The sequence below is a fragment of the Paenibacillus sp. J5 genome (genome assembly GCF_054955055.1).
Map to the genome: position 1 here is coordinate 75449 of NZ_JBUEDD010000005.1, position 14030 is coordinate 89478.

12 protein-coding genes are annotated in these 14030 nt (G+C 55.3%); 2 read left to right on the top strand and 10 right to left on the bottom strand.

Features of this window, described 5'->3' with window-relative positions; all coding sequences use genetic code 11:
- Window positions 1–34: 34 nt before the first annotated feature.
- The 10 genes from ACY1JZ_RS10450 to ACY1JZ_RS10495 form a co-directional block, all read right to left on the bottom strand.
- On the bottom strand, window positions 35–1984 hold the full coding sequence (locus ACY1JZ_RS10450) for a stage V sporulation protein D (RefSeq protein ID WP_270172204.1): 1950 nt from the start codon (window positions 1982–1984) through the stop codon (window positions 35–37).
- Between the two features lie 304 nt (window positions 1985–2288).
- Window positions 2289–4574: a penicillin-binding transpeptidase domain-containing protein gene (locus tag ACY1JZ_RS10455; RefSeq protein WP_462629115.1), complete on the bottom strand. Its 2286-nt coding sequence runs from the start codon at window positions 4572–4574 to the stop codon at window positions 2289–2291.
- Window positions 4575–4671: 97 nt separating this feature from the next.
- Window positions 4672–5034: a cell division protein FtsL gene (ftsL2, locus tag ACY1JZ_RS10460; protein ID WP_270172208.1), complete on the bottom strand. Its 363-nt coding sequence runs from the start codon at window positions 5032–5034 to the stop codon at window positions 4672–4674.
- 38 nt (window positions 5035–5072) lie between these two features.
- A complete protein-coding gene (gene rsmH, locus ACY1JZ_RS10465; protein WP_270172210.1) occupies window positions 5073–6035 on the bottom strand; it encodes a 16S rRNA (cytosine(1402)-N(4))-methyltransferase RsmH in 963 nt (320 codons plus the stop codon).
- Window positions 6036–6058: 23 nt separating this feature from the next.
- Entirely contained in the window at window positions 6059–6496 is a 438-nt protein-coding gene (gene mraZ, locus ACY1JZ_RS10470) for a division/cell wall cluster transcriptional repressor MraZ (protein WP_270172212.1), read from the bottom strand.
- Between the two features lie 262 nt (window positions 6497–6758).
- Window positions 6759–8036, bottom strand: coding sequence for an adenosylhomocysteinase (locus ACY1JZ_RS10475; RefSeq protein ID WP_270172213.1), 1278 nt, complete (start codon window positions 8034–8036; stop codon window positions 6759–6761).
- A gap of 38 nt (window positions 8037–8074) precedes the next feature.
- On the bottom strand, window positions 8075–9730 hold the full coding sequence (gene bshC, locus ACY1JZ_RS10480) for a bacillithiol biosynthesis cysteine-adding enzyme BshC (RefSeq protein WP_462629116.1): 1656 nt from the start codon (window positions 9728–9730) through the stop codon (window positions 8075–8077).
- Window positions 9731–9837: 107 nt separating this feature from the next.
- The gene (locus tag ACY1JZ_RS10485) at window positions 9838–10233 is read right to left on the bottom strand and encodes a DUF3397 domain-containing protein (RefSeq protein WP_270172215.1); all 396 of its coding nucleotides are present in this window, start codon (window positions 10231–10233) and stop codon (window positions 9838–9840) included.
- A gap of 75 nt (window positions 10234–10308) precedes the next feature.
- Window positions 10309–11253, bottom strand: a complete 945-nt coding sequence (locus ACY1JZ_RS10490; RefSeq protein WP_462629117.1) for a ketopantoate reductase family protein — start codon at window positions 11251–11253, stop codon at window positions 10309–10311.
- 239 nt (window positions 11254–11492) lie between these two features.
- The gene (locus ACY1JZ_RS10495) at window positions 11493–12137 is read right to left on the bottom strand and encodes an RsfA family transcriptional regulator (RefSeq protein ID WP_270172217.1); all 645 of its coding nucleotides are present in this window, start codon (window positions 12135–12137) and stop codon (window positions 11493–11495) included.
- A gap of 259 nt (window positions 12138–12396) precedes the next feature.
- On the opposite strand from ACY1JZ_RS10495, the gene ACY1JZ_RS10500 reads away from it, so the two are divergent.
- Window positions 12397–12633 (top strand): DUF2626 domain-containing protein, encoded by a 237-nt coding sequence (locus ACY1JZ_RS10500; protein ID WP_270172219.1) that lies wholly within the window; start codon window positions 12397–12399, stop codon window positions 12631–12633.
- Window positions 12634–12856: 223 nt separating this feature from the next.
- Complete coding sequence (locus ACY1JZ_RS10505; protein ID WP_462629118.1) at window positions 12857–13951, top strand: hypothetical protein; 1095 nt, start codon at window positions 12857–12859, stop codon at window positions 13949–13951.
- The last annotated feature ends 79 nt before the right edge of the window (window positions 13952–14030 follow it).

Below are 14030 nucleotides of genomic sequence, written 5' to 3' on the forward strand. Positions count from 1 at the left end.
CCCGTCCTCCTAGTCGTTGATAGTATCAGTATAGTCAATGCTCGTGGCTTTCATCAGCCAGATCGGCTTCACTAGCAAGATAGACGCGAATCGTTGAGCCGCGTTCGACGCGCTCGCCAGCGGCAGGCGCTTGACGAATGACGACATTGCCGCTGCCTGCCGAGGACAAATTGAAATTCATATTCAGATCCTCATATAGCTCGGATACTGTCTTGCCGATCAGATCCGGCACAGTTACGATCGGCGTGTCGCCATAGTTATATTTGCGTTCGATCTGGTCGCTGCGCCGCGGGACATCCAGTGCCGCCAGCGCGTCCGTCATCATGTTGCGAACGATCGGCGCTGCGACCAGACCGCCGAACTGGATGCCTTGCGGGTTATCGACCGCAACATAGATTACAATCTGCGGATCATCCGCGGGCGCGAAGCCGACAAACGAGACGATATGCTCGCTGGCCGAATAACGGCCGTTAATGACCTTCTGCGCGGTTCCCGTCTTGCCGCCTACCCGGTAGCCATCGATAAAGGCATTGCGTCCGGTCCCCTTGGCAACCACGCTCTCCAGCGCCTCGCGAACCTGCCTCGAGGTCTCCTCGGAGATGACCTGACGCACCAGCTCCGGCTTGATCTCCTCGACCACCTCGCCGGTTTCAGGACTAATCCACGCCTTGGCCACATGCGGCTTATACAGATAGCCGCCGTTGATGGCTGCCGAGACCGCGGTAATCTGCTGGATCGGCGTCACCGAGACGCCCTGGCCGAAGGCGGTTGTTGCCAGCTCCACCGGCCCCACCTGGCTTGGCTTGAACAGAATCCCTGCCGCCTCGCCCTGCAGGTCGATGCCCGTCTTCTTCCCGAAGCCGAAATCTCGAATGTACTGGAACAGCTTATCCTTGCCGAGCCGATTGCCGAGTGTAACAAAGCCGGGGTTGCAGGAGTTCTCCACCACCTCCAGGAAGGTCTGCGAGCCGTGTCCTCCCCGCTTCCAGCAGCGAAGCCGGGCGCCGCCGATCTCCACTGCGCCAGGGTCGAAGAACCGCTCGTTCTTCAGATTCACCTTGCCCTCCTCCAGCGCAGCCGACAACGTAATAATCTTGAAGGTAGAGCCGGGCTCATAGGTCATCCACACCGGCAGATTGCGGTTATAGACCTCCGGCTCAACCTCGCGGAATTTGTCGGGCTGATAGGTTGGGCGGCTGCCCATGCCTAGAATCTCGCCGCTCTTGGGGTTCATCGCAATCGCGAACACACTGTTCGCTTGATGCTGCACCATCGCCTGTTCCAATTCACGCTCAATAATCGTCTGCACCTGCTGGTCAATCGTCAGTTGCAGATTAAGGCCATCACGCGGCTTCTGATATGTATCGCCAGAGCCTGGCATCAGCCTTCCCGCCGCATCCGACAGGAAGGAAACGCTCCCTGAAAGCCCGCTCAACTGCTTGTCATAGATTTGCTCGATCCCGGTCAGCCCTTGATTCTCGATGCCGGTAAAGCCAAGCACATGAGCCGCCATGCTGCCATACGGATAGGTGCGTTTGTTATCCTCGGCAACCACAATGCCTGGCAGATTCATGGCGCGAATCTCCTGCGCCTTATCGAGCGTAATCTTCCGGCCGCCGGGCTGAATGTTGACGATCAACTGCTTCTTGCTGACCATCTGAAGCACCTTTTCCTCCGACATCCCCAGCGCCTCGGCCAGCCGCCGCGCCGTCATCTCCTTCTCCTTCACCTGTACAGGGATCGCCATCACTGTAGGCGAGCTTATGTTATAGGCCAGCCGTTCGCCGTTGCGATCCAGAATCTCGCCACGCTTGGCCGAGAACGGAATATTACGGCGCCATGACTCCTCCGCCTTCTCCGCCAGCTCCTGCCCCTTCATCAGTTGAACATAGCCGAGCCGGATGATTAACGCTGCGAAGGCGACTACAGCACAGATCATAATCGTCAGCAATCTTCTTCTGACGGTCACATTGGATATTCTCACAAGCCTCCCCCTCCCGAACAGCCCGTCGTGCCGCTATACCAACCGCACACTCCCAAGAGCAAGGCGCGGCGCTATGGGTCACGAGCTTAGAGCATCCGACCTGCCATAACAGGGCAGACCGCTTTATGTACAGCCTATTCGGGTTCATAGGGGGATAGAACAAGCACAGACAGGCTCAGCCTGCCGCGCCGCAGTATCGAATAACGCCCATTCACATTGCGCTGCGCTTGGAGGAACCGCCATGCAGATTAGCTGCTTGCCATTAGAATCTCAAGCTCCAGGCGACCTTGTCTGAACCAGATACCTATTCGGGCGGGGAGGTAGCTTCACCTTCTCCTTCCGGTGCCTGCTGAGCTGTGCCTTCCTCACTCTTCTCGCCACCGCCCTCCAGATCAGAGGTGGCGCCATCCGACACTGTCTCATCGCCAGCTCCTTCCTCCGCTATGCCATCCGGCGGCTCCAGCCGCAGCTTCAATACCGTCGCGCCGCCCTCGGTTACCTGCTCCTGGGATACAACATAGCCTTCGCCCTCCGTCACACATTCGACGTCCAGAAGCGAGCATACCTCCAGCACATCGCGCAACGGCAGCTTGTTCATATCCGGTATGGCCATCTGCTTGCGCTCCTCGGTGATGAGATAGATACGCTGCGTATCGGGCACCGTCACGCCCGCCTTCGGAATTTGCTGGAGTACCGTCTTGCCCTTCCCGACGATCTCAAAGTTCAAGCCGCGGCTCTGCATCTCATTCGCTGCCTGCGTAACCTTCTTGTCGATCACATCCGGCAGCGTTACGCTCTTCTTGCGCACCACCCCGTCTGCTTCCTCGCTCTCGCTGATGTCCGGCATAATGCCCATATGCTTCAGGCTCTTCTCCATAATGCTGCGGAACACCGGAGCGGCAACCACACCGCCGCCTACAGTCGGATCATTCGGCTCATCCGCCACGACATAGACGACAAGCTTCGGATTATCGACCGGCGCATAGCCGATGAACGACACGATAAATTTGTTACTGGAGTAGCCCGAGCCGCCAGTAACCTTCTGCGCGGTTCCTGTCTTGCCTGCGATTCTGTAGCCCTCGATATACGCATTGTGTCCCGTGCCGTTCACCTTGTCAGATACGACCTGCTCCAGATATTCCCCAACCTTCTTGGAGGATTCGGGAGAGATGACCTGCCGAATCACCTTGGGCTGGATCACCTGTGTGGTCTTGGCCACCGGGTCTTCAATCCTCTTGATCAGATGCGGCTCCATCAGCCTGCCTCCATTAGCCACCGCTGCGACGGCTGCCACCTGCTGGATCGGTGTCACCTGCACCCGCCCTTGGCCAAAGGTTGCCGTAGCCACCTCGCTCGGCCAGTGAAAATCCACGCGCCCCTTCAGCTCGCCAGGCTGCTCGATCCCCGTCGGCTGCCCGAAGCCAAAGTTGTTCACATATTCCCTGAACTTGTCCGCTCCCAGCTTCTCATAGCCCAGCTTGACGAATGCCACGTTACTAGAATGCTTCAAGCCGTCCAGATACGTGATGGTTCCCCAGCCGCCGCGTCGCACGTCGCGCAGCGTTGAGCCCGCAACCTTGATGGAGCCCGACACATATTTATCCTCCGGGTCAAATACGCCTTCCTCCACCGCCGCAGCGAGTGTCACAATCTTGAATGTTGACCCGGGCTCGATCAGCATCTTCACCGGGTTATTGTAGAAGGCGGCCTGATCCTTGGTCAGCCAATAGGCATTCGGATCGAAGCTCGGGTAGGTGGCCATGCCGAGTATTTCCATCGTATTGGGATCAGCGGCAATGGCCGTAATGCTCTTGGGCTTATACTTCTGATAAGCCTCTTTGATGGCTTCCTCTACATAATACTGAATATCGGTATTGATCGTGAGTGTCAAATTTCTTCCATCTATCGCCGGTTGATATTCAACCTCACCGTCAGCAAGCTGTACCCGCCTGCCATCCTTCTCATACTTGATATAGCCATTCTGTCCGCGCAACTGGTCATCGAACAGCGATTCGATCCCATATACGGCCTCGCCTGTCTTCTGCACATAGCCGAGCAGATGAGAGGCCGATGCCCCCTTCGGATAATAGCGCTTCTGGTCATTCATCAGGTAGATGCCCACCTCGCGCTGCCCCGTTTCCTTGCGCAGCTCCTCCCGAAACTCCGATATTTGATCCGCCAGCTCCTTATCAATCTTCCATCCCTCGCTGCGAATCTCGCGGTTAACGACATATTCGCCGTTCTCCCGCTTGGCATTCACATCCTTCTCCAGTGCCGCCTTATCCTTGCCGAGCACCTCATGGAGCTTGTCAACCACCCGATCTGCCAGATTCAGCTTGTGCAGCACATCCGGGTTGATGGATACGGTGTAAGCCGGGGCGTCCATCGCCAGTATATTGCCATCGCGATCGGTAATCGTGCCTCTGGAAGCTGTAATCGGCTCAGAGGTCGCCCATATTTCCCGCGCCTTGCCCAGCCAAAAATCCGCATTGGCCACCTGGACAAAATAGACCCTTACAATTAAAACAACAAAAAGGAGGGTGATGACCCCTCCCACCAAAATCGTTCTCAGCTTAATTCGTTTTGTCATTGCTATCACCCTTGTATCGATGGATTGGGGCTAAAAATGGATACTGCCGCTGTCAGCAAACTTCCTTCTTCAGCAGGCTGAGCGACAGTAGACGCCTTTAGTTGACTTTGACCGTGATCGGGTTCTCCGATTTGACCATGCCTTCCTCCACAGCCTTGCTGCGAATCAGATCCGGGTCGCTTAGCTGCTCCACCTTTTTTTGCAGTTCCTTGATTTCTGCCGACATGACATCCTGCTGCTTGGTCATTTCCCTGATCTCCAGATTCATCTGATAGATTTGCGCATAGCGGAAAATGATCGTTCCGGCTACAAACACGCAGACCACGATAGTGAACATGTAGAGCAGCTTTTCCTGAACAGGGATCGATTTGCGGCGGATGACCATTTGCTTTCTCTGAACCTTGGGCTGCTCCGGGCGCTTCTTGGGCTTGAGCGCCAAATTCCCATGCATGTAAGCCATTCATTTTCCCCTTCCTGTCCGGCAAATTAATGTATTTCTTATTCCGCTAACGACAGCTTCTCCGCAACCCGGAGCTTCGCTGAGCGAGCCCGCGGGTTATGCTCCAGCTCCGACTCCGAGGGCACGATTGGCTTGCGGTTCACAAGCTTCAATATGCCCCTCTGGCCGCATACACACTGCGGGAAGTCAGGCGGACAGCTACAGCGCTGCACATACCGGGCAAACGTCTGCTTGCAGATCCGATCCTCCAGCGAATGGAACGTAATCACCGAGGCTCTGCCCCCCGGCGCCAGGCAGCGCACCGTCTGCTGCAGTGCACTCTCCTCTGCGCCTAGCTCATCGTTCACTGCGATGCGCAGTGCCTGGAAGGAGCGCTTGGCTGGATGCGGGCCGGTTCGTCTGGTCGCCGCGGGTATGCCCGCCTTGATCAGCTCTACCAGCTCGCCCGTCGTAGCAATACGCTGCTGTGCTCTAGCCTGCACGATCTTGCGGGCAATCGAGCGAGCGAATCGCTCCTCCCCATAGTCGGCCAGAATACGTGCCAGCTCGCGCTCCTCCCACTCATTGACGATCTCCTCCGCCGTCAGCTCTCCTTGCTGATCCATCCGCATATCGAGCGGTGCGTCATGATTATAGCTGAAGCCTCGCTCTGCCTCATCCAACTGCGGGCTGGACACACCCAGATCAAACAATATGCCGTCCACCTGCGGTACCCCATGGAGGGTTGGCACATCCAGCCCCAGCAGTTGCTGCTCCAGCTCGCGAAAATTGCTGCGTACCAGCGTGACCTGCTCCATATAAGGCGCAAGCCGCTTGCGCGCATTGTCGAGCGCCCAGTCATCCTGGTCAAAAGCGATCAACCGCCCGCCCTTGCCAAGCCTAGAGGCAATCAGCTCGCTATGTCCGGCTCCGCCAAGAGTACAGTCCACATAGATACCGTCTGGCTTGATCGCCAGCCCGTCGACTGCTTCCTCTCTCAGCACCGTAATATGTTCAAACAACGTTGTCGCCCTCCTGGCTTATTCTAGAAGTTAAAGTCGAAGTCAACCAGCTTCTCAGCAATGTCATTAAAGGCTTCCTCTGACTGTTGGAAATAGCTTTCCCAAATCGATTTGCTCCAAATCTCCACACGGTTGGTGACACCTAGCACGATGCATTCCTTCTCCAGCTTCGCATGTGCGAGCAGATTGGCCGGCAGGTTCACCCTGCCCTGCTTGTCCAGCTCGGATTCGGTTGCCCCTGAGAAAAAAAAACGTGTGAATGCGCGGGCATCCGATTTCATCAAGGGCAGCGACTTGAGCTTCTGCTCGAGCTGCGCCCACTCGGATAGAGGATAAACGAACAGACAGTTGTCCAGTCCGCGAGTGACAATAAAGGATGGGCCGAGCCGATCACGGAATTTGGCGGGAATAATAAGGCGTCCTTTGTCATCCACGCTATGCTGATATTCCCCCATAAACATTCCGTCATCCACCTCCTATCCCTATTTCACCACTTTCCCCCACTTTGCACCACTCAAGTTCAAACTATTCGCCATATAAAAGAAAAATCCTGCTTTTGCAAGCAGGATTTTTTCAATACATAAGAAGTATAAGCGCCGTTCAACCTTATAGCTTCTTATCTATCCACGCGAAACGATGCTTCGCCCGCACTGGAGGGCAGCAGCCGTATACGCTAGAGGCAATGTATGGAATTGTCTGCGCCAGCGGCAGCCTTGCCCATCATTAATGCTCTTGCCAACTGTCCAAATAAGACTTCTGCTCCTCGGTTAGCGAGTCAATGCCCGTTCCAAGCGATTCCAGCTTGTAGCGCGCCACTTGCTCATCCAGCTCGTAAGGAACATTGACCACTTTGCCGCCGATTTCCTCATAGCGTTCGTTCACATATTTAAGCGACATCGCTTGCAGCGCGAAGGTCATATCCATAATTTCCGCCGGATGGCCATCCCCTGCAGCAAGGTTCACCAGACGTCCCTCTGCCAGCAGATAGATTTTGCGACCGTCCTTTAGCTGATACTCCTCAATGTTGCGCCGCACCGTCCGCTTGCCCGTGCTCAGCTCCTCCAGCTCCGGCTTGTTCACTTCAATATCGAAATGACCCGCATTGGACAGGATCGCTCCGTCCTTCATCACCTCATAGTGCTCCTTGCGCAGTACGTCGCGGTTGCCGGTTACGGTCACGAAGAAATCGCCATGCTTGGCTGCCTCGATCATCGGCATGACCGCGAAGCCGTCCATATAGGCCTCGACAGCGCGAATCGCGTCGATCTCGGTCACGATGACATTCGCACCCAGACCTTTGGCGCGCATCGCCACACCTTTGCCGCACCAGCCATAGCCGACAACGACAACGGTCTTGCCTGCCACGACCAGATTTGTCGTGCGGTTGATCCCATCCCATACCGATTGGCCGGTTCCATAGCGGTTGTCGAAGAGATATTTACAGAAGGCATCGTTCACAGCTACCATCGGGAAGCTGAGGGCACCATCCTTCTCCAGCGACTTCAGGCGCAAAATACCTGTCGTTGTCTCCTCGGCGCCGCCGCGCACACCTTCGAGCAGATCACGACGCTCCGAATGCAAGATCGTAACGAGATCGCCGCCGTCATCGATGATCAGATCGGGCTTGGTCTCCAGCGCCTTGATCATCAGTTGCTTGTATTCCTCCGGCTCTGGATTGTATTTGGCAAATACAGTGATGCCGTCCTCGACCAGCGCTGCACACACATCATCCTGGGTCGATAGCGGGTTGCTGCCTGTAATCGTCACCTCTGCGCCGCCAGCCTGCACGACCTTCGCCAGATAAGCCGTCTTCGCCTCCAGATGGAGCGAGATCGCCACCTTCAGCCCCTTGAACGGCTGCTCCTGCTCGAATTGCTCGCGAATTCGGTTCAACACGGGCATATGCGCTTTTACCCAGTCAATCTTCAGATGTCCTTCGGGAGCCAGCGACAGATCTGCCACTATGCTGTTTTCTTTTGCCGTATTCGTGCTCTGACTCATTATGGTTACCTCCAAATAGTTTCCTCAGATTAGTGTATTCAAATATATACAATGCGATGGCTGCAATCCTCGTCATATGGCAATTGGAGAAGCTGCTCCAGCCAGTGCAAGCCCCATTGGTTCCATAGCTGCACCACATTGAGCACCCTCTCCTGTGGCTTGCCGAGCGGACATAGCTGCAATTGAACCCGATCCATCTGCCGCAGTTGCTCCTCGTGGCGGCGGCTCCGCTCCAGATGAAGGCGCCCCTTCAGATACTCGAGCTGCTCCACCACCTTGCGTCGATTCGTCTCGCCAAGCGCGACCATATCTGCGCCATACCCAGTCAGCTTCGCCAGCACTGGCTCATACATGCGCTCCAGCTCGCGCTGCATCTGCTCCAGCGGCTGATCCATGGGCTGCAGCCCCTCCTGGCGATCCAGCCACTCGTTGCGATACTGCTCGTAATGGTCAAGCACCGTATGAACGGATAGCTTGTATTTCTCCATATGCTTGGCTGTCCCTGCATCGATCAGGGTGAAGGAGCGCCTGGGCACTACAATCGGCATCTCCATGCCAAGCTGCTTGAAGGCGCTGCCTGTTGCCGCCCAGTAGGCAATCTCTCCCGGGCCAAGCACCGTAGCAAGCACCGGGAACAGGTAATCCTGCATCAGCGGACGGGTCAGCACATTGTTGCTGAGCTGCTCCGGCTCCTGCTTCGCCAGCATAAGCAGCTCCTCGCGCGTGTACGACACCTGCCCCTTGCGATCCTCGAAGCGGTCGCCGCTGCGTTGCAGCAGCAGACGATCACCTGCCGCTGAAGCGCCAGCAGCCGACGCAAAGTGGAACAGATTCGCGCTGTTGTCCGCCTGCTCAGCCTGAATCGGGTAGCCAAGCTCCAGCAGCCGCTGCTGCGCCGCTCCATAGGCGTCATACAGACTCTCGTTGCTGCGGATCATCTGCTCGAACATCGGCGATTCCAGCCTGCGGATCGCCGGATCATCTGCATCCATGACAATCAGCCCCTGGGAGCCGAATAGCCAGGCCAGCATGGAGGCGAACATATCTGTCAGGGTGGCCGCGTCTGCTGTCAAGCCATGCAGCCGATCAAGCAGCTCCGGCTTGTGCGGGGAATCCGGCAGCACGGCTGCCAGCTCGGCAAGCGCCTGCTGCCACTGTCCAGGGCGGAGCAGGCTTCGGCTTACCGATGTTCTGGCTCCCTTGGGTCGCTGCAGCTCCAGCTTGCGAAGCTTCGGCTCGGAGGTCACAAGGTAGGCGTGATTGGCCTCTTCCCAGTCATGATCCTCCCCGGCGATCCAGAAGATCGGCACCACGGGCTGGCCGAGTCTCTGGCGAGCGGAGGCAGCGCTCTGAATGATCGTCACCGCCTTGTGCAGCACCATGAGCGGCCCGCTCCATAGCCCGGCCTGCTGACCGCCGATGACTGCCAGCGCTCCATCCTTTAATTGTTCAATATGGCGCAGCGCAGAAGCGGAAGCACCATGAGCTGCATTATAGCTGTATAACGCTTGGGCGACCTCTGCTCGCTGCGCCCGTGATGCTTCGGACTGCTCCAGCCACAGCGCTCTGGCTTTCCAGTCGCGTTCTTCCTTCCAATGATAACCGAATAATTCCAATAGCTTCGGGTCTGACTTATGGATGTAAGCCTCGGTCACAGGCTGACCGGACGGCAGTTGTATATGATTCTCCTCCATGTTCCTGCTTGCCTCCAGTCACTGTACACTGCTATAGCATTTACAGATTTGATTGTACACAACGAAGGTTGAAGCCGTCAAAGTATAATCTGCCCTACAAGCCCGCACTACAATTTGGCGATGGTCTGAAATAAATAAACAATCATCAATAGTATATACAGGATACTCATTACAAAAAAACTCAATCGCCACACCGCACGGGTGACGCGCATCACATCGAGCGCTCCCTTGGAGCGGTATTGCAGATTGCCGATCAGCCCGCCGCCAATCAGCATCAACAGCAAAATGGCAAAAATGCCGAAGCCGCTGTTGAACGTATGGTTAAACAGTACAGCTACACATCCAATCAGCAATGCGGTTGTAATATCCATGGCCAGCCGCACCGCTTTCTTCTTGTCCCCCGTCACAGCCTTGTAACCAAAGAAAATCAATATAAAAGGAACTATAGGTACAACAGCAAGGAACGCGTATGCGTGCACAAAACTCTGCCATAACCACTGCATCCTGCCTTCGCTCCTTTCTATGTGAAGTATGTCGCCGCAGCCAGGTCGTCTCGCCCCGATCGACATGGCGCGCGGCTACTCTTCCAGCGCCCGGATCATCGAGCACATCGCCTGATGAAGCGGGGCTTCCAGTCCGTGTTTCCCAGCGAGTCTGACCCAACCGCCATTAATCCATTCAACCTCTGTTCTGCGCCCGCGCTGAATATCCCCCAGCATCGACGATTCATTTGCTGCCGTATTGCGGCATACCTCCAGCACCGACTGCCAACTGCCGCAAGCGCAAGCTATGCTGGCGGCACTCATAATATGTAAGGTCTCATCATGCAATCCTCTCATCAGCTTCAATCGGGACGGATCGCCGGGCAGTTGGCCGTTCTTGATCCCATAGAGCGCTGTAAGCGGATTAATTATGCTGTTAATGAGTAATTTCTGGTAGATGCGACCCTCAATCTCTTTCGACAAAAACGCCGGGATTCCTGCCTTTTCCAAGCATTTCAACAATATTTTTTGCCTTGTGCGCGCCCATTCCGTCCGTGCTTCGCCCATATGAAGCTGTCCGTGGCCAGTATGCATCACTGACGTCCCGTTCGCACCCGCCAGCGCTCCTTCCGTTGTAATGACAGGGATGACGGCAAGCTGTGGCAGTCCGCGCTCCAGGCGCTCGATATGACCAATGCCATTTTGCATGCAGAGCAACAGCGCACCGGCAGGCACGATGTCAGCCAGTCGAATAATCAGCTCCTCGGTCAACTGCGTCTGCTTCACCGTCAGCCACACCGCCAGCTCGTCCGCCCCTTGTCCTAAGCCCGGAGCCTGAGCCTCCCACACCCCACACGCTTCCACCGCATATCTGACCGCCTGCGCCTCGCCTGAGCTTGCTGCAAGCTCTATGCCCCTATCACTCAACTCTGCGGCCTGTTCGACAGTGCGGGTCGCTACGGCTGTCCTCATACCTGCTGCCGACAGGCGCGCGGCCATCAGCAGTCCGACCGCTCCGCCACCGATAATCAGATGCTTCACCGCTTCTCCTCCTTGCCGTTCCTTCCTGTCCTACATCATAGCACAGAATGCTCACCCGCGAGCAGCCGTCCTGCTTCGCGGCAGTTCCGTCCGCTACACTGCTGGCAAGCTGCACTGCTGACAAGAAGGCTTACACACAAAACCGTCCGCAAAGTACGGTTTTGCACTGCAGCAGCGAATAGCTCTGCAGGAAAACCATCCCTTGCGGACGGTTATGCTTGTGACTGTGGTGGAGCGTCTTATTCAATACGCTCCAGATTTCCATTGGCATCCATCTTGAATCTGGATTTGACTTCCTCTTCCTCGCTCATGCTGGCCAGGCGGCGCGCACGATCCATAATTTGAATCAGCGTCTTGTAATCATCGTTCACCGTTCTGTAATCGACCTGCACGTTGTTGACCTCTTTGGATAGCTTCTCATTGTTGGCACGGAGCTCGAACAGCTCCTCGTCCTTCTCCTTCAGTTCCTTCTCCATCGTCTTGATTTGACGGGTCAGATCCTGGTAGGTTGTCTTCCAGCTTCGCAAAAACCGGATTACAGCATCGATTGTGATCGCTTCTTCGCCGATTGCCTCCGCCTTATCATAAGAGCGGACATCCTCCATCGTCACGGAGGAGACATGCGTAATCGTCGGAAATGATTGCTTGCGCAAATAATTACGTTTTTGCCGTTGCTGCTTAGCCATCTGAATCGCTTCCTCATAGCGTTTGCGAACGCAACTGTTCCATCTGAAGCCGCAGGCTGCCGATGTCCGGCCAATTCTCTCCCCTACTTCCTCAAAAGCCGCCAATTGCGTGCTGCCTTCCCGAATATGGCGCAATGTCACCTCAGCGAGCATCAAATCATCATCCGGGCTCCATGCATCTTGTCTGACTGCTGTCATGCAACCAAAACCTCCTAACATTAAGGGCCTCCATATATCTTTATGCCCTTGGTAGAGTTCATAGAATCTATCGATACTAAATTGTATTTCCAATTTTGCAATCGCTCATACATGACTTTTGCTTAATCAGGGCAAACTGTACAAGGTAAAGTGAAAATTCGCTGTTTTCGTAGTTTACAGACCGAAATCAAGACGGTATAATGTTGAGTATAATTGTGTCAATTGTGACTGATGTATGTGTGACAGGGGGGTTGGGTAAATGGCACGTATGTTTCGGGTACTCGGTTTCTGGACACTGGTAATCGGCCTCATGGCGTATGCAGGTCATATGTACGAGATGGCAATCTTGTTCCTCGTGCAGACCGCAGTGTTCGTTCTGCTTGGATACTTGAATTTCTCCGAAAGAACGTACATATTGATGTTCTGGGGATACATGATTCTATCCTTTGCAGGCTTCACGTACTGGTCTGTCTTCGAGATGGGAATGCCGTTCTGATGCTACACCGTACTTTCGCGCGGAATCTGTAGAACGCCTTCATGGGGCGTACAAGCTTCCACGCAGCTAAATATAAGAATAACTGCTTGATGAGGTTTCATTCTTATATTGCGAACAGCCGGGCTGTACTAGCCCGGCTGTTTCTTTATCTGCTGTGGAAATATTATGCATCACCTGGGCATAGAATAGGATGTCATATCTATAGCAAGGGGGGAACCTGTCGGTGATACGCGCTATTCGTTATCCCGCGGTGTGGCTGGCTTGCTGTCTGCTGCTTCTATGGACGGTAGAGAGGGTCGCCATCTCCACCGTCTTCGCTCTCCCTGAAGACGAAGCCGTCCAGCAGTTGCTGGAGAAGAGCCTCTCGGTCGTCGAGATCGACAAGGAGATCGAACGGGTTGCCCGGCAGCGTGAAGAGCTGGGGAGCATTGCACAGCTCACAGAGGAGAAGCTGGCGTCACAGATGGAGGCTGGCTCCAAGCAGCAGCAGGAGGCTGGCAAGGTTCTGCGCGCCTACTATATGGGCGAACGGGGCGTGTGGCTTAGCGCCTTGTTTTCTTACCGTAGTCTGACGGAGCTGCTGGCTGTGTATGATTATTTCGAATGGATATTCAAGAAGGACAGGCAGGTTCTGGCTACCTACCAGGAGCAGGTGCAGCAGCTTCGTGCCGAACGCGACAATCTGCATTCGCAGCAGCGGCAACTGACTGAGCTGGAGCAGCAGCTTAACGCACAGCGTATACGGCTGGCCGCGCTGGAGCAGGACATTGAATCCGGGCTTGCATCCATGCCGGACAGCGAGAGGCTGCGGCTGCTGATGGAGGAGATGACGGCCTACTGGCAGACGGTAGGCTTGACCGAGGTGAAGCATTACTTCCGCGCACTGGCACAATCGATGAAGGAGCTGCCGAGCTGGCTGAAGGAGAACCCGCAATATGTGAAGATGAAGGGCTTCAAGTATACAGTCAAGGTGCCCGAGGAGGCACTGAATGAGTTTTTGCGCGGACAGAATGAGATGTTTAACAACTTTGCCTTCCGTTTCCTGGATGGCGCGATTCAGGTAGAGGGCAAACGCGAAGGCATGTCAGTTGCCCTCCAAGGGCGCTACACGCTGGAGAACGAGCCGGTTAATGCCATTCGCTTCCATGTGGATGAGCTGCGGTTCAACAAGCTGGCGCTGCCAGATACGACCCGCAAAGCGCTGGAGGAGGAATTCGATCTCAGCTTCTACCCGCAGTTGCTGGTCAAGCTTGTTCAAGCGGAATCTGTGGAGATTCAAGATGGAGAACTTATAATAGAGCTGAAGCTGACCCTATAGACTGCCTGCACATATCCTACATATAAAAAAACCTCTTGCAGCGGATGAAGGCCGCGCGGCGCAGCTATGATGCTGCCCT